The sequence below is a fragment of the Burkholderia pulmonis genome (assembly GCF_984667975.1).
The window spans coordinates 3,270,788-3,290,513 of sequence record NZ_OZ480186.1 but is presented as its reverse complement, the minus strand read 5'-3'; the positions used below and the strand labels follow the sequence as shown (position 1 = coordinate 3,290,513).

Annotated in this window: 14 protein-coding genes; 10 read left to right on the top strand and 4 right to left on the bottom strand. The window is 69.2% G+C overall.

The genetic code is table 11. The features are described 5' to 3' along the window. Positions 1–50: 50 nt before the first annotated feature. Positions 51–1,925, bottom strand: coding sequence for a gamma-glutamyltransferase (ggt, locus tag AC5LXK_RS15280; RefSeq protein WP_493389555.1), 1,875 nt, complete (start codon positions 1,923–1,925; stop codon positions 51–53). Between the two features lie 83 nt (positions 1,926–2,008). After that, a complete protein-coding gene (locus AC5LXK_RS15275; RefSeq protein WP_493389554.1) occupies positions 2,009–2,965 on the bottom strand; it encodes a LysR family transcriptional regulator in 957 nt (318 codons plus the stop codon). 423 nt (positions 2,966–3,388) lie between these two features. Between AC5LXK_RS15275 and AC5LXK_RS15270 the strand changes: the two genes are divergently transcribed. From AC5LXK_RS15270 to AC5LXK_RS15230, 9 genes are all read left to right on the top strand, one after another. Next, complete coding sequence (locus tag AC5LXK_RS15270) at positions 3,389–5,515, top strand: 3-hydroxyacyl-CoA dehydrogenase NAD-binding domain-containing protein (RefSeq protein ID WP_493389553.1); 2,127 nt, start codon at positions 3,389–3,391, stop codon at positions 5,513–5,515. 29 nt (positions 5,516–5,544) lie between these two features. Further along, complete coding sequence (locus AC5LXK_RS15265; protein WP_493389552.1) at positions 5,545–6,741, top strand: acyl-CoA dehydrogenase family protein; 1,197 nt, start codon at positions 5,545–5,547, stop codon at positions 6,739–6,741. A gap of 14 nt (positions 6,742–6,755) precedes the next feature. Then, positions 6,756–7,892, top strand: a complete 1,137-nt coding sequence (locus AC5LXK_RS15260; protein ID WP_493389551.1) for an acyl-CoA dehydrogenase family protein — start codon at positions 6,756–6,758, stop codon at positions 7,890–7,892. Positions 7,893–7,922: 30 nt separating this feature from the next. Continuing rightward, positions 7,923–9,128 carry a CaiB/BaiF CoA transferase family protein gene (locus AC5LXK_RS15255; RefSeq protein WP_493389550.1) on the top strand — a complete coding sequence of 402 codons (1,206 nt, stop codon included), beginning with the start codon at positions 7,923–7,925 and terminating at the stop codon, positions 9,126–9,128. 93 nt (positions 9,129–9,221) lie between these two features. Beyond that, complete coding sequence (locus tag AC5LXK_RS15250; RefSeq protein ID WP_493389549.1) at positions 9,222–9,527, top strand: DUF485 domain-containing protein; 306 nt, start codon at positions 9,222–9,224, stop codon at positions 9,525–9,527. Positions 9,528–9,538: 11 nt separating this feature from the next. Beyond that, on the top strand, positions 9,539–11,224 hold the full coding sequence (locus AC5LXK_RS15245; protein ID WP_493389548.1) for a cation acetate symporter: 1,686 nt from the start codon (positions 9,539–9,541) through the stop codon (positions 11,222–11,224). 350 nt (positions 11,225–11,574) lie between these two features. Then, complete coding sequence (locus AC5LXK_RS15240; protein ID WP_493389547.1) at positions 11,575–12,864, top strand: dicarboxylate/amino acid:cation symporter; 1,290 nt, start codon at positions 11,575–11,577, stop codon at positions 12,862–12,864. A 4-nt stretch (positions 12,865–12,868) separates the two neighbouring features. Continuing rightward, positions 12,869–14,878, top strand: coding sequence for a sensor histidine kinase (locus AC5LXK_RS15235; RefSeq protein WP_493389546.1), 2,010 nt, complete (start codon positions 12,869–12,871; stop codon positions 14,876–14,878). A 79-nt stretch (positions 14,879–14,957) separates the two neighbouring features. Further along, the gene (locus AC5LXK_RS15230; protein WP_493389545.1) at positions 14,958–16,313 is read left to right on the top strand and encodes a sigma-54-dependent transcriptional regulator; all 1,356 of its coding nucleotides are present in this window, start codon (positions 14,958–14,960) and stop codon (positions 16,311–16,313) included. A 97-nt stretch (positions 16,314–16,410) separates the two neighbouring features. On the opposite strand, the gene AC5LXK_RS15225 is transcribed toward AC5LXK_RS15230, so the two are convergent. Further along, a complete protein-coding gene (locus AC5LXK_RS15225) occupies positions 16,411–16,947 on the bottom strand; it encodes a TlpA disulfide reductase family protein (protein WP_493389544.1) in 537 nt (178 codons plus the stop codon). Positions 16,948–17,108: 161 nt separating this feature from the next. Here AC5LXK_RS15225 and AC5LXK_RS15220 point away from each other — a divergent pair, with 161 nt between their 5' ends. After that, the gene (locus AC5LXK_RS15220) at positions 17,109–17,681 is read left to right on the top strand and encodes a hypothetical protein (protein ID WP_493389543.1); all 573 of its coding nucleotides are present in this window, start codon (positions 17,109–17,111) and stop codon (positions 17,679–17,681) included. A gap of 333 nt (positions 17,682–18,014) precedes the next feature. Here the strand turns inward: AC5LXK_RS15220 and AC5LXK_RS15215 are convergent, their stop codons facing one another. Further along, positions 18,015–19,607: a YifB family Mg chelatase-like AAA ATPase gene (locus AC5LXK_RS15215; protein ID WP_493389542.1), complete on the bottom strand. Its 1,593-nt coding sequence runs from the start codon at positions 19,605–19,607 to the stop codon at positions 18,015–18,017. Positions 19,608–19,726 lie beyond the last annotated feature (119 nt).

Sequence of the window (19,726 nt, the reverse complement as noted above, 5' to 3'; positions counted from 1 at the left end):
CACGCAGGCGGTGCGGGCGTTGCACGCGCGCCCGCCGGTGACGGCCGCACTCAATCCCCCATCGCGACGCCTTCCCGGCGTGGATCCGCGCCGCCGAACCACACCGTCTGACCCTGCACGTTCAGCCGCTGGATGCCCTGCAGCCCCGAATTCATCTCGACGACCTGCACGTCGTGCCCGCGGCCCTTCAGCCCGTCGACGAGCGCATCCGACACGCGACCGCGCTCCAGTTGCGTCGGCCCGTTCATCGACCCGAAGTTCGGCAGCGCGATCGCCTGCTGCATCGTCATCCCCCAGTCGAGCACGCCGACCAGCGTCTTCGCGACGTGATTGATGATCGCGGGGCCGCCGGCCGAGCCGACGATCATCGTCACCTGCTTCGTCTTCTGGTCGAACACGAGCTCCGGCGACATCGCCGAGCGCGGCCGCTTGCCCGGCTGCACGCGATTCGCGACCGGCCGGCCGTTGTCGTTCGACACGAACGAGAAATCGGTGAGCTGGTTGTTCAGCATGAAACCGCGCACCATCAGCCGCGAGCCGAACGCATCCTCGATGCTCGTCGTCATCGACAGCGCCTGCCCGTAGCGGTCGACGATCGCGATGTCGGACGTCGACGGCAGTTCCGGGCTGCGGTCGTCGGCCATCGCGAGCGTCGCGCCCTGCGGCGTGCCGGCCTGCGCGACGCCCATGCTGTTGTCGCCGATCAGCCGCGCGCGCTGCGCAAGATAGGTCTTGTCGGTGAGGCTCGCCCAGCTGCCGCCCGGCAGCGGCACGAAATCGGGATCGGCGACGTAGCGTGCACGGTCCGCATACGCGAGGCGCCCGGCTTCGCTGAACAGGTGCGCGGCAAACGGCGTCGGCTCGTAGCCGACATCGTTGCGCACTGGTTTCTGCGCGCCGATCTGCTGCCAGTCGGGCATCGCCTCGAGGATGCCGAGCATCTGCGCGATCGCGAGGCCGCCCGACGACGGCGGCGGCATCCCGCACACGACCGAGCGCCGGTAGTCGGTGCACAGCGGCGTGCGCACCTTCGCCTTGTAGCGCGCGAGATCCTGCAGCGACAGCAGGCCCGGGTTGGTCGGGTGCTTGCGCACCTTCGTGACGATGTCGCGCGCGATCGCGCCGCTGTAGAACGCGTTCGCGCCGTGGTCGGCGACCTGGCGCAGCACGGTCGCGAGCGCGGGGTTCTTCAGCACCGTGCCGGCCGCCTTTGGCGTGCCGTCGGCGTTGTAGAAGTACGCGCGCGCGGCCGGGTCGTTCTGCAGGTACCGGTCGTTCGCGATCAGCATCGCGAGCCGCGGGCTGATCGTGAAGCCGTGCTCGGCGAGCCGGATGGCCGGCTGGAACAGCCGGCGCCACGGCAGCTTGCCGTGCGCGCGGTGTGCGGCGTCGAGCATGCGCAGCACGCCCGGCGTGCCGACCGAGCGCCCGCCGACGACGCCTTCGTAGAAACCCATCGGCTGGCCGGTCGGCCCGTAGAACAGCCGGTCGGTCGCGGCGGCCGGCGCGGTTTCGCGGCCGTCGTACGCCTGCGTCGCTTTGCCGTCGAAGTACAGCATGAACGCGCCGCCGCCGATTCCCGATGATTGCGGCTCGACCAGCGCGAGCACCATCTGCGTTGCGATGGCCGCGTCGATCGCGGTGCCGCCGGCTTTCAGCATCTCGTAGCCGGCCTGCGTCGCGAGCGGGTTCGCGGCCGCGATCATGAAGCGCTGCGAGGTCCAGCCCGGCTTGTCGGTCCAGCCGGACGACAGTTCGGGCGCGTGAACGCCGGGCAGCGGGACGGCCGCGCCCGACGCGGCGGCGACCGGGACGACGGCACCCGACGGCGCGGACGGGGACGTGCAGCCGGCGTTGAACGCGACCAGCGCGACGGCGGCGAGCAGCGTCCAGGGACGCGAATGCGGACGAATCCGGTCGAACATTGAACCCTCGGCAGCAGTGAATTCGAAGGAGAAGGCGACGTTGGCGCAGGCGCCGCGCGGCTGCCCGCCCCGGCGCGCTATTGTCACCGCGCGGCCGGCGGGTTGTCACCCGACAGGAAACCCTGACGCATCCCGTCGGGCCCGCCCCGGCCGGTCTTCCCGGCCTGTTCGAGGATGAACTCTATGAATGTCGACGTCGCGCGCGTGTGGTGCCGGTTCGGCATGTAGAGCATGTACATGTGCGTGCCGAAGATGCTGAGCCGGTACGCGTCGAGCGACGTGACGACGGTGCCGCGCCGCATGTCGTCCTGCATCACGTAGTCGGGCACGATGCCGACGCCGATCCCCGCGAGGATCGCCTGGCGCAGGAACAGGAAGTTCTCCGAAATCAGCGTGGGTTCGAGCAGCACCTCGTGGCGCTCGTCGCCGAGATACGCGGCGATCCGCAACTGGCGGCCCATCACGGTCGCGGTGACGACCGGCGCGGCGGCCAGCGCGCCGAGGCTCGACGGCATCCCGTGCGCGGCCGCGAACGCGGGCGACGCGCACGCGACGTAGCGCACCGCGCCCATGTCGCGCGCGACGAGGTTCTGCGGCGGCTCGGACATCACGCGGATCGCGATGTCGACTTCGTCGCGCATCAGGTCTTCCACGCGGTTCTCGAACACGACGTCGAGCACGATGCCCGGGTGCAGCCGCTTGAACGCGAGCAGCCATTCCGACATCACCATCTGCCCGTAGCCGCTCGGTACCGACAGCCGCACGCGGCCCTGCAGGTCCTGGCCGAGCGTCGTCACCGATTCCTGCGCGGCGAGCAGTTCGTTGCGGATGCGCCGGCCGTGCTCGTACAGCTTCAGCCCGATCTCGGTCGGCTCCATGCGCCGCGTCGTGCGCCGCACGAGCTGCTGGCCGATCGAGCGCTCGAGCTGGTTCAGCCGGTAGCTGACGTTCGCGCGGCTCATCTTGAGCCGTTGCGCGGCCTTGCTGAGATTGCCTGCGTCGAGGATCTCGACGAGCAGCGTCAGCGCGTTCAGGTCCATGCCGTATCTCCTGATCCGTCCCGTTTAACGGTCGGAAATCATCCAGTGTCAAATCACACTTGACAGCTTGTAAAGGCGGGAGGGAATTGTCAATGAATCTGGATCAATCGAGAATCGGGTCATGCCTGGTGCACAGATCGCCGTGGGGTTGGAGTAGGCGCTGAAGCGCCGACTCTGGCCATTCACGGCATGGGGCTCGAGTAAGCGCTAAAGCACGTAGTCGGGCCGACCGCCGAGGGGGGGAGTAGGCGCTGAAGCGCCTACTCCAACCATCCACGGCATGGAGCCTGAGTAAGCGCTAAAGCGCTAACTCGGGCCGACCGCCGAGGGGTTGGAGTAGGCGCTGAAGCGCCAACTCCCACCATCCCCGGCATGGGGCCCGAGTAAGCGCTAAAGCGCTAACTCGGGCCGACAGGAGAAACCATGAATTCCCCCGCCATTCCCCAAACCGGCACGGTCACGCGCGAGCGGCGCGACAAGGTGCTCGTCGTCACGATCGACCACCCGCCCGTCAACGCGCTGTCCGCCGACGTGCGGCACGGCCTCGCCGATGCGATCGACGCCGCGCAGGCCGACGACGCGATCCGCGCGGTGCTGATCGTCGGCGCCGGCCGCAACTTCATCGCGGGCGCCGACATCCGCGAATTCGGCAAGCCGCCGGTGCCGCCGTCGCTGCCCGACGTGTGCGAACGGATCGAGTCGGGCGGCAAGCCGGTCGTGGTCGCGCTGCACGGCGCGACGCTCGGCGGCGGCCTCGAAGTCGCGCTGGCCGCGCATTACCGGCTCGCGGTGCCCGGCGCGAAGCTCGGTCTGCCGGAAGTCACGCTCGGCCTGCTGCCCGGCGCGGGCGGCACGCAGCGCGCGCCGCGACTGATCGGCGCGAAGGCCGCGCTCGACCTGATGCTGACGGGCCGCCATGCGAGCGCCGAAGAAGCGCTCGCGCTCGGCCTCGTCGATCGCGTCGCGCACAGCGACGACACGCTCGCCGAAGGGCTTGCGTACGCGCAGGAACTCATCTCGCTCGGCGCGCCGGTGCGCCGCACGCGCGACGCGCAGGGGCTCGCCGATCGCGCGGCCGCGCAGGCCGCGATCGACGCGGCACGGGCGGAACTGCCGAAGAAGTCGCGCGGGCTGTTCTCGCCGGCGAAGATCGTCGACGCGGTCGAGGCCGCGCTCACGCAGTCGTTCGACGCGGGCGTGAAGTTCGAACGCGGCCTGTTCCTGCAGTGCATCGACAGCCCGCAGCGCGCGGGCCTCGTCCATGCGTTCTTTGCAGAGCGCGAAGCGGCGAAGGCGCCCGAGGCGCGCCGCGCGAGCGCGCGGACGGTCGAGCGGATCGGCGTGGTCGGCGGCGGCACGATGGGCGCAGGCATCGCGGTCGCGGCGCTCGACGCCGGGCTGCCGGTGACGATGATCGAGCGCGACGACGCATCGCTCGCGCGTGGCCGTGCGCACGTCGAGAAGGTGTACGACGGCCTCGTCGCGAAAGGGCGGATGACGCCGGCCGCGCATGCGGCGCGGCTCGCGCGCTTCAAGGGCAGCACGTCGTACGACGCGCTCGCGCAGGCCGACGTCGTGATCGAGGCCGTGTTCGAGGACATGGCCGTGAAGAAGGCCGTGTTCGCCGAGCTCGCGCGCGCGTGCAAGCCGGGTGCGGTGCTCGCGACCAACACGTCGTATCTCGACATCGACGAGCTGGCCGCGAGCATCGACCGGCCGGCCGACGTGATCGGCCTGCATTTCTTCTCGCCGGCCAACGTGATGAAGCTGCTCGAGATCGTCGTGCCGGCGCGCGTGAGCGCGGATGTCGTCGCGACGGCCTTTGCGCTCGCGAAGCAACTGAAGAAGACGCCGGTGCGCGCGGGCGTATGCGACGGCTTCATCGGCAACCGGATCCTCGCCGTCTACCGGACGGCGGCCGACTACCTGATGGAAGACGGCGCGTCGCCGTACCAGATCGATCGCGCGGTGCGCGAATTCGGCTTCCCGATGGGCCCGTTCCAGGTCGTCGATCTCGCGGGCGGCGACATCGGCTGGGCGACCCGCAAGCGCCGCGCGGCGACGCGCGATCCGAATGCGCGCTACGTGGAGATTTCCGACCGGCTGTGCGAGCGCGGCTGGTTCGGGCAGAAGACCGCGCGCGGCTACTACCTGTACCCGGACGGCGCACGCGTTGGCGCGCCCGATCCGGAAGTCGAAGCGATCGTCGCGGAAGAACGTGCAAAGAAGGGCGTCACGCCGCGCACGTTCACCGACGACGAGATCCTGCGCCGCTACCTCGCCGCGATGATCAACGAAGGCGCGAACGTCGTGCACGAGAAGATCGCGCTGCGCCCGCTCGACGTCGACGCGGTGTTCCTGTACGGCTACGGCTTTCCGCGCTATCGCGGCGGCCCGATGCACTACGCGGACACGGTCGGCCTCGCGAACGTGCTCGCCGATATCCGCGCGTTCGCGAAGGAAGATCCGCTGTTCTGGAAGCCGTCGCCGCTGCTTGTCGATCTCGTCTCGCGCGGCGCGGATTTCGCGAGCCTGAACCGCATCGACTGAACGCCAACCGCATTCGCAACGGACACAAGATGGATCTCAATTTCACTCCCGAAGAGGAAGCCTTCCGCACGGAAGTGCAGCGCTTCCTGCAGGCCGAACTGCCCGAACGCATCGCGCGCAAGGTGAAGGGCGGCCTGCATCTCACGCGCGACGACATGCGCGAATGGCACGCGATCCTCGACGCGCGCGGCTGGCTCGCGAGCCACTGGCCGAGCGAGTACGGCGGCCCCGGCTGGAGCGTCGCGCAGAAGTTCTTGTTCGACAACGAATGTGCGCTCGCCGGTGCGCCGCGCATCGTGCCGTTCGGCGTGAACATGCTCGGTCCCGTGCTGATCAGGTACGGCAACGAAGCGCAGAAGCGCCACTGGCTGCCGCGCATCCTCGACGGCACCGACTGGTGGTGCCAGGGCTACTCGGAGCCGGGCGCCGGGTCCGATCTCGCGGCGGTGAAGACGAGCGCGGTGCGCGACGGCAACCACTACGTCGTGAACGGCCAGAAGACGTGGACCACGCTCGGCCACTACGCGAACATGATCTTCTGCCTCGTGCGCACCGCGACCGACGTGCGCAAGCAGGAAGGCATCAGCTTCCTGCTGATCGACATGAACACGCCGGGCGTCGAGGTTCGCCCGATCATCACGCTCGACGGCGAGCATGAAGTGAACGAGGTGTTCTTCACCGACGTGCGCGTGCCGGTGGAGAACCTCGTCGGCGAAGAGAACCGCGGCTGGACCTACGCGAAATTCCTGCTCACTTACGAGCGCACCAACATCGCCGGGATCGGTTTCTCGACGGCCGCGCTCGACCGGCTGCGCGCGGTGGCCGCGAAGGTCACGAAGAACGGCCGGCCGCTCGCGGACGATCCGTTCTTCGCGGCGCGCATCGCGCGCGTCGAGATCGAACTCGAGAACATGCGCACGACCAACCTGCGCGTGCTGGCCGCGGTCGCGGGCGGCGGCGCGCCGGGCGCGGAAAGCTCGATGCTGAAGATTCGCGGCACGCAGATCCGCCAGGAGATCACCGCGCTGATGCGGCGCGCGATGGGGCCCTACGCGCAGCCGTTCGTCGACAACGCGCTCGATGCGGACTACGCCGGCGAGCCGGTCGGCCCCGACGAAGCCGCGAGCGCCGCGCAGCAGTACTTCAACAACCGGAAGCTGTCGATCTTCGGCGGCTCGAACGAGATCCAGAAGAACATCATCGCGAAGATGATGCTCGGGCTGTAACGAGGAGCGCGACGATGGATTTCCAGCACACAGAAGACCGCCGGATGCTGGCGGATACGTTGAACCGCTTCATCGCCGAACAGTACGCGTTCCCGGTGCGCGATCGCATCGCGCAGTTGGCCGAAGGCTTCGACCGCGCGATGTGGCAGCGCTTTGCCGAGCTCGGCACGGTCGGCGCGCTGTTTGCCGAAGCCGATGGCGGCTTCGGCGGCGCGGGTTTCGACATCGCGGTGGTGTTCGAATGCCTCGGGCGCGGGCTCGTCGTCGAGCCGTTCCTCGGGGCATTGCTCGCGGGCCGCGCGCTGGCGCTCGCCGGGGGCGATGCGCATCGCGACAGGCTCGCCGCGCTGATCGACGGCAGCGCGAGCGCCGCGTTCGCGCACGACGAGCCGGGCTCGCACTACGAACTGACGACCGTGCGCACGCGCGCCGAACGCTCGGGCGACGGCTGGGTGCTGACGGGCGCGAAGGGCGTCGTCGACCAGGCCGCGCAGGCGGCGTTCTTCGTCGTCAGCGCGCGCGTGTCGGGGCAGGACGACGACGCGGCCGGCATCGGCCTGTTCGTCGTGCCGGCCGATGCGCCGGGCGTGTCGCTGCGCGACTACCGGAAGATCGACGGCGGCCGCGCGGCTGAGGTGCGCTTCGAGCGCGTCGCGCTGCCGGCCGATGCGGCGCTCGGCGCACACGGCGGCGAAGCGGGCGCCGAGCTGCTCGAACGCGTGCTCGGCTACGGGCTGCTCGCGCTGTCGGCGGAAGCGCTCGGCGCGATGGATGTCGCGAAGGAGCACACGCTCGAGTACCTGCGCACGCGCAAGCAGTTCGGGCTGCCGATCGGCAGCTTCCAGGCGCTGCAGCACCGGATGGCCGACCTGCTGCTCGAAGTCGAGCAGGCGCGCTCGGCGGTGATCAACGCGGCCGCGCAGCTCGAGGCGCCGCGCGTGGTGCGCGAACGCGCGCTGGCCGCGGCGAAGACCACCATCGGCCGGATCGGCACGCTCGTCGCCGAGGAGAGCATCCAGCTGCACGGCGGGATCGGGATGACGTGGGAGCTGCCGCTGTCGCACTACGCGAAGCGCCTCGTGATGATCGATCACCAGCTCGGCGACGAGGATCACCATCTCGCGCGTTACATCGCGCTGTCGAAACAGTAAAGGCGCACAGCGCGAATGGAGGAGACAACGATGACGAACGAACCGCGCGCATTGCCGCTGGCCGGCGTGAAGGTACTCGATTTCTCGCGCGTGCTCGCGGGCCCGTGGTGCGCGATGGTACTTGCCGATTTCGGTGCGGAAGTGATCAAGGTCGAGCATCCCGCGCGCGGCGACGATACGCGTGACTGGGGGCTGCGGATCGGCGACACCGAAACCACGTATTTCAACAGCGTGAACCGCAGCAAGCGGTCGATCTGCGTCGACCTGCAGACGGAAGCGGGGCAGCGGATCGCACGCGAGCTGGCCGCGCAGGCCGACGTGGTGATCCACAACTTCAAGTTCGGCGGCGCGGAGAAGCTCGGCCTCGGCTACGAAGCGCTGGCCGAACTGAACCCGCGCCTCGTGCACTGCGCGATCTCCGGCTACGACCGTTCCGGCGCCGAGGCCGCGCGGCCCGGCTACGACCTCGTCGTGCAGGGCGAGGCCGGGCTGATGGCGCTGAACGGCGAGGCCGGCCAGCCGCCGCTGAAGTTCGGCGTCGCGGCGGTCGACCTGTTCACCGGCATGTATTCCGCGCAAGCGATCCTCGCCGCGCTGTACGAACGCCATGCGACCGGGCGCGGGCGGCGCATCGAGATGGCGCTGTTCGACTGCGGGCTGATGATCACCGCGTACTACGGGCTCGACGCGCTGCTGATGGGCGAGGATCCGCCGCGCTACGGCAACGCGCATCCGTCGATCGTGCCGTACGGCGTGTTCGACGCGGCCGACGGCCCGCTCGTGATCACGGTCGGCAACAACACGCAGTTCGCGCGCTTCTGCGACGCGATCGAGCGGCCCGACCTCGCGGCCGACGCGCGCTACAAGACCAACCTCGGCCGTTCTGAAAACCGTGCAGACCTGCTGCCCGAGATTCGCCGCGAACTCGCGCGGCGGTCGCGCGCGACGCTGCTCACGGCGCTCGCCGACGCGGGCATTCCGTGCGGTGAAGTGCTCGGGCTGCACGAGGCGCTGTCGTCGGAGCGCGCGGCGAGCGCCGGGCTCGTCACGCGGCAGCCGCATCCGGTCGCGGGCGGCGTCGACGTGCTTGCGCCGCCGTACCGCTTCGACGGGGCACGGCTGCCGGTGCGCGGTGCGCCGCCGGTGCTCGGCGCCGATACGGAGGCGGTGCTCGGCGGCTGGCTCGGGATGTCGGCCGACGAGGTCGCGCGGCTGCGGGCGGATCGCGTCGTGTAATTCGATTTGCCGCCACGGCGCGGGCGGGGCAGTCGACGCGCCGACCATCCACAAGACACTCCCTCGCGACGACGAGCGGAGACAGGAGACAACATGGAGCTTTCCGTCATCGAATCGGTCACGGCGCGCCGCGACTACCAGCAGCTCGTGCGCGCACGGCGCCGCTTCAGCTTCACGCTCACGGCACTGATGATCGCCACGTACTACGGCTTCATCCTGCTCGTCGCGCTCGCGCCGCACGTGCTCGCGACGCCGCTGTACCGCGGCGCGACGACGACGGTCGGGATCGCCGCGGGCGTCGCGATCATCCTGGTCGCGATCGGCCTGACCGCGTGCTACGTGCTGCGCGCGAACCGTACGTTCGACCGCCGCGTCGACGCGATCCTGCAGCGTTCGTGACGGAGGCCGGCATGCGACACATCTCACGCGCGCTCGGCGCGCTGGCGGCTCTCGCTTCCTCCGCCGCCCATGCAACGTCGGTCGCGGGCCCGATGCCCGACAAGGTCGAACTGAACCCGGTCGCGATCGGGATGTTCTTCGCGTTCGTGTTCGCGACGCTCGCGCTCACGCGCTGGGCCGCGCGGCGCACCCGCTCGACGCGCGACTTCTACACGGCCGGCGGCGGCATCACCGGGCTGCAGAACGGGCTCGCGATCGCCGGCGACTACATGTCGGCCGCGTCGTTCCTCGGGCTGTCAGGCATGGTATTCATGTTCGGCTTCGACGGGCTGATCTACTCGATCGGCTTCCTGGTCGGCTGGCCGTTCGTGATGTTCCTGATCGCCGAGCCGCTGCGCAACCTCGGCAAGTTCACGTTCGTCGACGTCGTCGCGTACCGTTTCGCGCAGCGGCCGATCCGGCTGCTGACGTCCGCGAACGCGCTGACGATCGTCGTGCTGTACCTCGTCGTGCAGATGGTCGGTGCGGGCAAGCTGATCCAGCTGCTGTTCGGGCTGTCGTACGGCACGGCCGAGCTGATCGTCGGTGTGCTGATGGTCGTCTACGTGTTCTTCGGCGGGATGACCGCGACCACCTGGGTGCAGGTGATCAAGGCCGTGCTGCTGCTGTGCGGCGCGACGGTGCTCGCGTTGCTCGCGCTCGGGGAATTCGGCTTCAGCGTCGACGAGATGTTTCGCCGCGCGGTGGCCGTGCATCCGGGCGCGCTGTCGATCATGGGGCCCGGCAAGCTGATCCGCGATCCGGCCAACGCGCTGTCGCTCGGCATCGCGCTGATGTTCGGCACGGCCGGCTTCCCGCACATCCTGATGCGCTTCTTCACCGTGCCGAACGCGAAGGAGGCGCGCAAGTCGGTGCTCTACGCGACCGGCTTCATCGGCTACTTCTACCTGCTGACCTTCGTGATCGGTTTCTCGGCGATCGTGCTCCTCGCGCAGCATCCGGAATTCTTCCGGCTCGGCGCGAACGGCACGTTCAACCTGACGCACGACCTGCTCGGCGGCTCGAACATGGTCGCGGTGAAGCTCGCGCAGGCGGTCGGCGGGAACTGGTTCTACGGGTTCATCGCGGCCGTCACGTTCGCGACGATCCTCGCGGTGGTCGCGGGCCTGACGCTCGCCGGCGCGACGACGATCTCGCACGACCTGTACGCGCAGATGTGGGCGCGCGGCAAGCCCGACGAACGCCTCGAGATGCGCATCTCGCGCGCGGCGACGATCGTGCTGTCGGCCATCGCGATCGCGCTGTCGATCCTGTTCGAGCACGTGAACGTCGCGTTCATGGTCGGGCTCGTCGCGGCGGTGGCCGCGAGCGCGAATTTCCCGGTGCTCGCGATGTCGATCTTCTGGCGCGGGATGACGACGCGCGGCGCGGTGCTCGGCGGCGGCCTCGGCCTCGTGTCGGCGGTGGCGCTCACGGTGCTGTCGAAGTCGGTGTGGGTCGACGTGCTGCACCACGCGCACGCGCCGGTGTTCCTCGACAACCCGGCGCTCGTGTCGGTGCCGCTCGCGTTCATCGGGATCGTCGTCGGCTCGCTCGCGGATCGCGGCGAGCGCGCACGGCGCGAGCGCGCTGCGTTCGAGCAGCAGGAGTTCTACGCGCAGACGGGCGTGCTGGCGAGCCGCGCCGTGCAGCATTGATTCATCGGGAGAATGTGCAAATCCGTCCGGATCGCCGGACGGATATTTTCCGGAAATCCGGAATCCCGGATTTCCTTGCCTGCCGCATTATGAGAAATACAATAAAAACAATGGCTTGAGGGCGTCCGGAAACCTGGCATCGACCTTGCAATATAAAACGCACGGCCGTCCCCCGGCCTGACTATTAAACCAAGGAGACAATCGATGACCAATGCCTTCCTCCCCCTCCGGATGTCCTGAGGCATCGCTTGTTGCGGCACGGCAGCCGCGCAGGCGAATGGCTCCCCCTGACATTCGCCTGCGCGCGTGACGCCGTTTCCACCGGCTCATCTACTTCAGCAGGAACCATCGTGAAGAAGAAACCCTTCTACAAAGTGCTCTATGTGCAGGTGATCTTCGCCATCATCGTCGGCGTGATCCTCGGCCACTACTACCCGGCGCTCGCCACCGACATGAAGCCGCTCGGCGACGGCTTCATCAAGCTGATCAAGATGGTGATCGGCCCGATCATCTTCTGTACGGTCGTCACCGGCATCGCCGGCATGGAGGACATGAAGAAGGTGGGCCGCGTCGGCGGCAAGGCGCTGCTGTACTTCGAGATCGTGTCGACCTTCGCGCTGCTGCTCGGCCTCGCGGCCACGCACCTGCTGCGTCCGGGCGTCGGCTTCAACATCGATCCGGCGACGCTCGACGGCAAGGCCGTCGCGTCGTACGCGGCGAAGGCGCACGGGCAGTCGACGGTCGACTTCCTGATGCACATCATTCCGAACACGATGGTCGATGCGTTCGCGCAGGGTGAAATCCTGCAGATCCTGCTGATCGCGCTGCTGTTCGGCAGCGTGCTCGCGCACCTCGGCGAGCGCGGCAAGGTCGTCACCGACTTCATCGACGGGCTCACGCGCGTCCTGTTCGGCATCGTGCACATCGTCACGAAGCTGGCCCCGATCGGCGCGTTCGGCGCGATGGCGTTCACGATCGGCAAGTACGGCGTCGGCTCGCTGGTGCCGCTGCTCAAGCTGATCGGCACGTTCTACCTGACGTCGGTCGTGTTCGTGCTCGTCGTGCTCGGCACGATCGCGCGCTTCACGGGCTTCTCGATCATCCGCTTCGTGTCGTACATCAAGGAAGAGCTGCTGATCGTGCTCGGCACGAGCTCGTCGGAAGCCGCGCTGCCGCAGCTGATGGAAAAGCTCGAGAAGGCGGGCTGCTCGCGTTCGGTCGTCGGCCTCGTCGTGCCGACCGGCTATTCGTTCAACCTGGACGGCACCAACATCTACATGACGATGGCCGTGCTGTTCATCGCGCAGGCGACCAACATCGAACTGACGTGGATGCAGCAGCTCACGCTGCTGGCCGTTGCGATGCTCACGTCGAAGGGCGCGAGCGGCGTGACGGGGGCGGGCTTCATCACGCTCGCCGCGACGCTGGCCGTCGTGCCGACGATCCCGCTGTCGGGCATGGTGCTGATCCTCGGCATCGACCGCTTCATGAGCGAATGCCGCGCGCTGACCAACATCGTCGGCAACGGCGTCGCGACGGTCGTCGTGTCGGCATGGGAGAAGGAGCTCGACCGCAACAAGCTGCGCCAGGCGCTGAAGGGCGGCAGCGAAGTCACGCCGACCGAGACGGCCGGCGTCTGACGCGATGAAGGAGCAGGCGGCGGCACCGCCCGCCGGCGGCGCGCCCCGCGGCGGCCGGGGCATCGATGCGGAGGCCTATGACACAATAGGCGATCCGCATCGCCAGGAAGCCTCGACCGTGACGCGCCGCCTGCTCATCCTCGTCGTGCTTGCCGCCGCGCTCGTCGCGGCGTGCGCACTCACGTGGACGATCACCTGGCGGCGCGGCGTCGCCGAGCTGCAGCGCAATGCAGCCGTGCGCATCGACCGCACCACCAACGCGCTCAAGAGCACGCTCGACCGCTACGAATCGCTGCCTTATCTGCTCGGCAGCCATCCGTACGTGCAGGACCTGCTCGCCGAGCCGAAGCGCGCCGACTACACCGCGCGCGTCAACCGCTATCTCGAAGATCTCAACGAACACGCGCACGCGACCGTCACCTACGTGATCGGCGCGGACGGCCTGTGCGTCGCCGCCAGCAACTGGCGCGCGCCCGACAGTTTCGTCGGGATCGAATACCGCTTCCGCCCGTATTTCCTCGACGCGATGAACGGCCAGGTCGGCCGCTTCTTCGGGATCGGCACGATCTCGCGCGATCCCGGCTACTACATCTCGCAGCCCGTGTGGCGCGACGGCAAGATCGCGGGCGTCGTCGTCGTGAAGCTCAACCTCGAATGGTTCCAGGGCGCCGATGCGTCCGAGGCACTCGTCGTCGCGGACGATCACGGCGTCGTGTTCCTGTCGTCGGTGCCCGCGTGGAAGTACCACACGCTGCGCCCGCTCACGGGCCCCGTTGCCGCGTCGATCTACGAAACGCGCCAGTACGCGCAGCAGCCGGTCACGCCGCTGCCGCTGCGCGTCGAGCAGACGCTCGGCGCCGATGCGGAGATCGTGCGCCTCGGCCCGGGCCTGCGCGCCCCCCGCTTCCTCGCGAGCAAGCGCCGGATCGGCGAGCCCGACTGGCTGCTCGTCACGCTCGCGCCGATCGCGCCGGTCGATGCCGATGCGCGCAACGCGACGATCGTCACCGGCTTCGGCTTCGTGTCGGTCGCACTGCTCGCGTTTTACTGGCGGATGCGCCGTGCGCGCGTGCGTGAAATGATCCGCGGCCGCGCGCTGCTGCAGCAGGCGTACGCGGAGCTGAACCGGCGCGTCGAGGAGCGCACGGCCGACCTGTCGGAAGCGAACGAGCAATTGCAGAAGGAAGTCGGCGACCGGATCCGAGCGGAGCAGGAGCTGCGCGCCGCGCACGACGAACTGATCCAGGCGAGCAAGCTCGCCGCGCTCGGCCAGATGGCGGCCGGCATCACGCATGAACTGAACCAGCCGCTCGCGGCGCTGCGCAGCTTCTCGGACAACACGCGCGTGCTGCTCGATCGCGGCGAGCAGTCGGCCGCACGCGAGAATCTCGAGGCGATCGCCGCGCTCACCGAGCGGATGGGCAAGATCACGAACCAGCTGAAGCTGTTCGTCGGGCGCGCGAAGCCGCGCAACGAGCAGGCGCTCGTCGTGCGCGCGCTGCGCAGCGTGCTGTCGCTGCTCGGCGAGCGCATGAGCGGTGTCGCGCTCACGCTGACGCTGCAGGACGCGACCGTGTCGCCCGCACACGATGAACCGCTCGACCTGGCGCGCGACTATCCGGCACTGGTTGCGCGCTGCGAGGATCTGCGCCTCGAACAGGTGCTGATCAACCTGCTCGGCAATGCGCTCGACGCGGTGGCCGGCGTCGCGGCGCCGGCGATCGAGGTGACGATTGCCGTGTCGGCCGCGACGCTCGCGGTCGAAGTGCGCGACAACGGCTCCGGCATTGCGCCCGATTTGCTGCCGCGCCTGTTCGAGCCGTTCTTCACCACGAAGGAAATGGGGCGCGGGCTCGGGCTCGGCCTTGCGATCTCGTCGTCGATCGCGAGCGACGCGGGCGGCGCGCTGACCGCGCGAAACGCGCCGTCGGGCGGTGCGCTGTTCGTCTTGACGCTGCGGCGCGCACGCAAGCATCATCCGGACTCGGTGTCCGAGCCGGCGGGTTCGCATTAGGGCCGGTCGGCTGCACGACCGGCATCAACGCAGCCGCGCGCGAGACCGCCGCGTGGCCTGTCAGGAGCAAGTGAGTACGATGGCCAACCGGCTGCAAGTGATCTATATCGAAGACGATGCGCTCGTTCGCCGGGCGAGCGTGCAGAGCCTTCAGCTGGCGGGCTTCGACGTCGTCGGCTTCGAATCGGCAGAAGCGGCCGAGAAGGCGATCGTCGCGGATACCGCCGGCGCGATCGTCAGCGACATCCGGCTGCCCGGCGCGAGCGGGCTCGACGTGCTCGCGCAGTGCCGCGAGCGCGTGCCCGACGTGCCGGTGATCCTCGTCACCGGGCACGGCGACATCTCGATGGCCGTGCAGGCGATGCGCGACGGCGCGTACGACTTCATCGAAAAGCCGTTCGCGGCCGAGCGCCTGATCGAGACGGTGCGCCGCGCGCTCGAGCGCCGCGAGCTCGTGCTCGAGAACCACGCGCTGCGGCGCGAGCTGGCCGGGCAGAACGTCGTCGCGCCGCGCATCATCGGCCGCAGTCCGGCGATCGAGCAGGTGCGCAAGCTGATCGCGAACGTTGCGCCGACCGATGCGTCGGTGCTGATCAACGGCGACACGGGCGCCGGCAAGGAGCTGATCGCGCGCAGCCTGCACGAACTGTCGCCGCGCCGCGACAAGCCGTTCATCGCGGTGAATTGCGGCGCGCTGCCCGAGCCGATGTTCGAGTCGGAGATGTTCGGCTACGAGCCCGGCGCGTTCACCGGCGCCGCGAAGCGGCGCGTCGGCAAGCTCGAATACGCATCCGGCGGCACGCTGTTCCTCGATGAAATCGAAAGCATGCCGCTCGCGCTGCAGGTGAAGCTGCTGCGCGTGCTGCAGGACGGCGTGCTGGAGCGGCTCGGCTCGAACCAGCCGATCCGCGTGAACTGTCGCGTCGTCGCGGCCGCGAAGGGCGACATGAGCGAGCTCGTCGCGGCCGGCACGTTCCGGCGCGACCTGCTGTACCGGCTCAACGTCGTGACGATCGCGCTGCCGCCGCTCGCCGAGCGCCGCGAGGACATCGTGCCGCTGTTCGAACATTTCATGCTCGATGCGGCCGTGCGTTACGGGCGGCCCGCGCCGGTGCTGACCGACCGGCAGCGCGCGAGCCTGATGCAGCGCGACTGGCCCGGCAACGTGCGGGAGCTGCGCAACGCGGCCGACCGCTTCGTGCTCGGCGTGGCCGACATGTCGCAGGAGACGGGCGCGGGCGGCGACGAGGCCGACAACGACCAGACGCTGAAGGAGCGCATCGAGCAGTTCGAGCGCGCGGTGATCGCCGAGGCGCTGAACCAGACGGGCGGCGCGGTCGCCGCGACGGCCGACCGGCTGCATGTTGGCAAGGCGACGCTGTACGAGAAGATGAAGCGCTACGGGCTGTCGGCGAAAGGCGAAACCGAGCGCTGAAAAGCAAACGGACCGTAGAACCGGGTGGTCCGGTCGTACGGTCCGTTGGTGCGGGAAGGGCGCTGCGCGCGACCCTTCGGGCCGGATCTTGCGGCGCTCAGGCCGCGTTGCTGCCGAGTGCCTTCTTGAGCAGCGCGTCGAGTTCCGCGAACTGCGGGGCGCCGACGTAGCGCTTCAGGATCTTGCCGTCCTTGTCGACGACGAAGGTCGTCGGCGTGAGCTGCACGTTGCCGAACTGCTTCGCGACGCTTCCGTCGTCGAGCGCGACCTTGAACGGCAACTGGCGCGTCTGCGCATAGTTCGCGACGTACATCGGCGGATCGTAGTTCATCGCGACCGCGACGAATTCCAGCCCCTGGCCCTTGAAGCGATTGTAGGTATCGACCATCTGCGGCATTTCCTGCATGCAGGTCGCGCAGCTCGTCGCCCAGAAGTTCACGAGATAGACCTTGCCTTTCAGGTCGCCGGCGGTCGAGACCTTCTGGCCCGACAGCAGCGTAAACGTCGCGTCCGGCACGCTGGACTTGCCGTTGAACGCGAAGAAGCCGGCGATGGCGACGGCGACGACGACAGCGGCCGCGACGATGTAGCGGACGGGGCCGGTGCTGCGGCGGGCGGGAGGCGTGGTGTTCATCTGGTGCTCTCGGAGTCGGTCGATGACGCGGATCGATGCAAAGGACGTCGAAATTCGGCGCTCATTTTAACGCGAATGCGGCGCGCGTACCGGTGGCCGCCACACATCCCGGTTTTCAGGTTCGGCGGATAATGCCCGTTTTGCCTGCCCCGATCCACGCCATGCCGAAGGAAGTCATCGATTCGTTGCGCCCCCTTTTTCGTCCGCTGCGACACTTCGCCGCGCTCGCCTGCGTGAGCGCCGCGCTGGCCGCGTGCTCGCCGTCGTTCGACTGGCGCACGCTGCACAACGACGCCGGCTACACGATCGACCTGCCGGCGAAGCCGACCGTCGAGGATCAGCCGGTGGCGATCGGCGGCACGACGATGCCGATGCGGATGCAGGCCGCGCACGTCGACGGCGCGGTGTTCGCGGTCGGCACGCTGACGCTGCCCGACGATCGCGACGACACGCGCCGCGCCGCGCTCGAATTCCTGCGCGCGGGGCTGTCGCGCAACCTCGAAGGCGCGCCGCAGACGGCGTCGGTGCCCGTGCCGCTCGCGGCCGGCGGCACGGTGAACGGGCTCGAGCTGCGCATCGCGGGGGCCGCCGCCGGCGGCGATCGCGCACGCAAGACGATCGTCGCGCGGCTCGCCGCGCGCGGCCGGCATGCGTACCAGGCGGTCGTGATCGCCGACGGGCCGCTCGCGCAGGAGCAGCTCGACCAGTTTTTCGGTTCGTTCAAGCTCGATTGACGGCGGCCGGCGAGGGCGCGCGGACACTTTGTGACAACTGAAAGTTCGTTCGCAGCTTTCGACGCTAGTCGCCGGATTTTTCGAGGTTTTTTCGGCTATCCACAGCGCATGTGGATAACTTTGTTGAAAAGTTTCCCGAATTTCCCGCTGAGCCACGCCGGACGGCGCTCCGGCCCGTTTGGCTGCCTGTTCGCCGTTTGAGAAAGATCAATAAAAACAACGGGATACGAATTCCTTCATGCAAAGGCCCCGGCAAGCCGGGATCCGGGGCCGGATTGGAGAAATTGTGCATAAGTCAAGTCTTGACAGCCGGTTTTTGTCCCCCGGGGGCGTTCAGAGCGCGGTGAGCGCGCGCCGGTAGCGGATCGCCTCGGCGATCTGCGCGGCCGTCGGCAGCGGGTCGCCGGCCAGGTCGGCGATCGTCCGGGCGACCTTCAGCACGCGGAAATAGGCACGCGCCGACCAGCCGAAGCGCTCGCCGGCCTCGCGCAGCAGCCGCTCGCCTTCGTCGGTCGGCCGGCACAGGTCGTCGGTCTCGCGGCCGCTCAGCATGTGATTCGTCTTGCCCTGCCGGTCGAGTTGCAGCGCGCGCGCCTGCGCGACCCGCGCGGCCACCGTCGCGCTTGACTCGCCGGGCGCCGACGCGCGCGACGCGAGTTCGGCCGGCGACAGCGCGGGCAGGTCGATCTGGATGTCGATGCGGTCGAGCAGCGGCCCGGACAGCTTGCGCAGGTAGCGCGCGGCGACGTCCGGCGAGCAGCGGCAGCGCCCGGACGGATCGCCGTGCCAGCCGCACGGGCACGGGTTCATCGCGGCGATCAACTGGCACGCGGCCGGGAAGTCGGCCTGCTGGGCCGCACGCGAGATCGTGATGCGGCCGGCTTCCAGCGGCTCGCGCAGCATTTCCAGCACGTGCCGGTCGAATTCCGGCAGCTCGTCGAGGAACAGCACGCCGAGGTGCGCGAGCGTGATTTCGCCCGGCTGCGGCGGGTTGCGGCCGCCGACCAGCGCGGCGGCGCTCGACGAGTGGTGCGGTGAGCGGAACGGCCGCCGGCGCCATTGCGCGGGCGAGAAGCCGAGGCGGCTCGCGGAAAGCAGCGCCGCGGACGCCAGCGCCTCGTCGTCGGTCAGCGACGGCAGGAGCCCGGGCAGCCGCGCGGCCAGCATCGACTTGCCGGCTCCCGGCGGCCCGACCATCAGCATGTGGTGGCCGCCCGCGGCGGCGACTTCGAGCGCGCGCCGGGCGCCGCGCTGGCCGACCACGTCCGCGAGGTCCGGCGCGGTCGGGGCGGGCACGCCGTCGAGGCAGGGCGCCGCAACCGGCGTGAGCCGGCCGTCCGGCGCATCGGCGAGGTGCGCACACAGCGCGGGCAGGTCGCGTGCACCGAATACGGTCACGCCGGGCACGAGCGCGGCCTCGGCGGCGCTGTCGAGCGGCAGGTACAGCTCGGGCGGGCGCGACGTCGCCGCGGAATCGGACGATGCGCCGGCATCGAGGCCCCGGCAGCCGCCGAAGCCCGCTCCGGACTCTCCCGCGCGCCAGTCCCGTGCGGCGCCGCACGCCATCGCGAACGCGCCGCGCATCGGCCGCAGCGCGCCCGTCAGCGACAGCTCGCCCGCGAATTCGCGGCCGGCCAGCGCGTCGGCCGGGATCTGGCCGTTCGCGGCGAGGATGCCGAGCGCGATCGGCAGGTCGAACCGGCCCGATTCCTTCGGCAGGTCGGCCGGCGCGAGGTTGACGGTGATCCGGCGCACCGGGAATTCGAATCCGCAGTTCTGCAGCGCGGCGCGCACGCGCTCGCGGCTTTCGCGGACTTCGAGATCGGGCAGGCCGACGATCGAGAACGACGGCAAGCCGTTGGCGAGATGGACTTCGACGGTAACGTCCGGCGCGCGGCCGGAGGCGGGCGCGCGACTGCGCACCACGGCGAGGCTCCTGCAAACGGGCGGACGACGGCCGTTCGGGGCCGCATGCCGCGGAAATCGGAGGAATCGGTGCGCGCTTGCCGGCGTGGCGCGGGGAAAGAACGAGGGACTGCGGAACG

Coding starts and splice junctions, on each gene's coding strand:
- ggt (WP_493389555.1), bottom strand. CDS start 1,925: ATGTTCGACCGGATTCGTCCGCATTCGCGTCCCTGGACGCTGCTCGCC.
- AC5LXK_RS15275 (WP_493389554.1), bottom strand. CDS start 2,965: ATGGACCTGAACGCGCTGACGCTGCTCGTCGAGATCCTCGACGCAGGC.
- AC5LXK_RS15270 (WP_493389553.1), top strand. CDS start 3,389: ATGAATTCCCCCGCCATTCCCCAAACCGGCACGGTCACGCGCGAGCGG.
- AC5LXK_RS15265 (WP_493389552.1), top strand. CDS start 5,545: ATGGATCTCAATTTCACTCCCGAAGAGGAAGCCTTCCGCACGGAAGTG.
- AC5LXK_RS15260 (WP_493389551.1), top strand. CDS start 6,756: ATGGATTTCCAGCACACAGAAGACCGCCGGATGCTGGCGGATACGTTG.
- AC5LXK_RS15255 (WP_493389550.1), top strand. CDS start 7,923: ATGACGAACGAACCGCGCGCATTGCCGCTGGCCGGCGTGAAGGTACTC.
- AC5LXK_RS15250 (WP_493389549.1), top strand. CDS start 9,222: ATGGAGCTTTCCGTCATCGAATCGGTCACGGCGCGCCGCGACTACCAG.
- AC5LXK_RS15245 (WP_493389548.1), top strand. CDS start 9,539: ATGCGACACATCTCACGCGCGCTCGGCGCGCTGGCGGCTCTCGCTTCC.
- AC5LXK_RS15235 (WP_493389546.1), top strand. CDS start 12,869: ATGAAGGAGCAGGCGGCGGCACCGCCCGCCGGCGGCGCGCCCCGCGGC.
- AC5LXK_RS15230 (WP_493389545.1), top strand. CDS start 14,958: ATGGCCAACCGGCTGCAAGTGATCTATATCGAAGACGATGCGCTCGTT.
- AC5LXK_RS15225 (WP_493389544.1), bottom strand. CDS start 16,947: ATGAACACCACGCCTCCCGCCCGCCGCAGCACCGGCCCCGTCCGCTAC.
- AC5LXK_RS15220 (WP_493389543.1), top strand. CDS start 17,109: ATGCCGAAGGAAGTCATCGATTCGTTGCGCCCCCTTTTTCGTCCGCTG.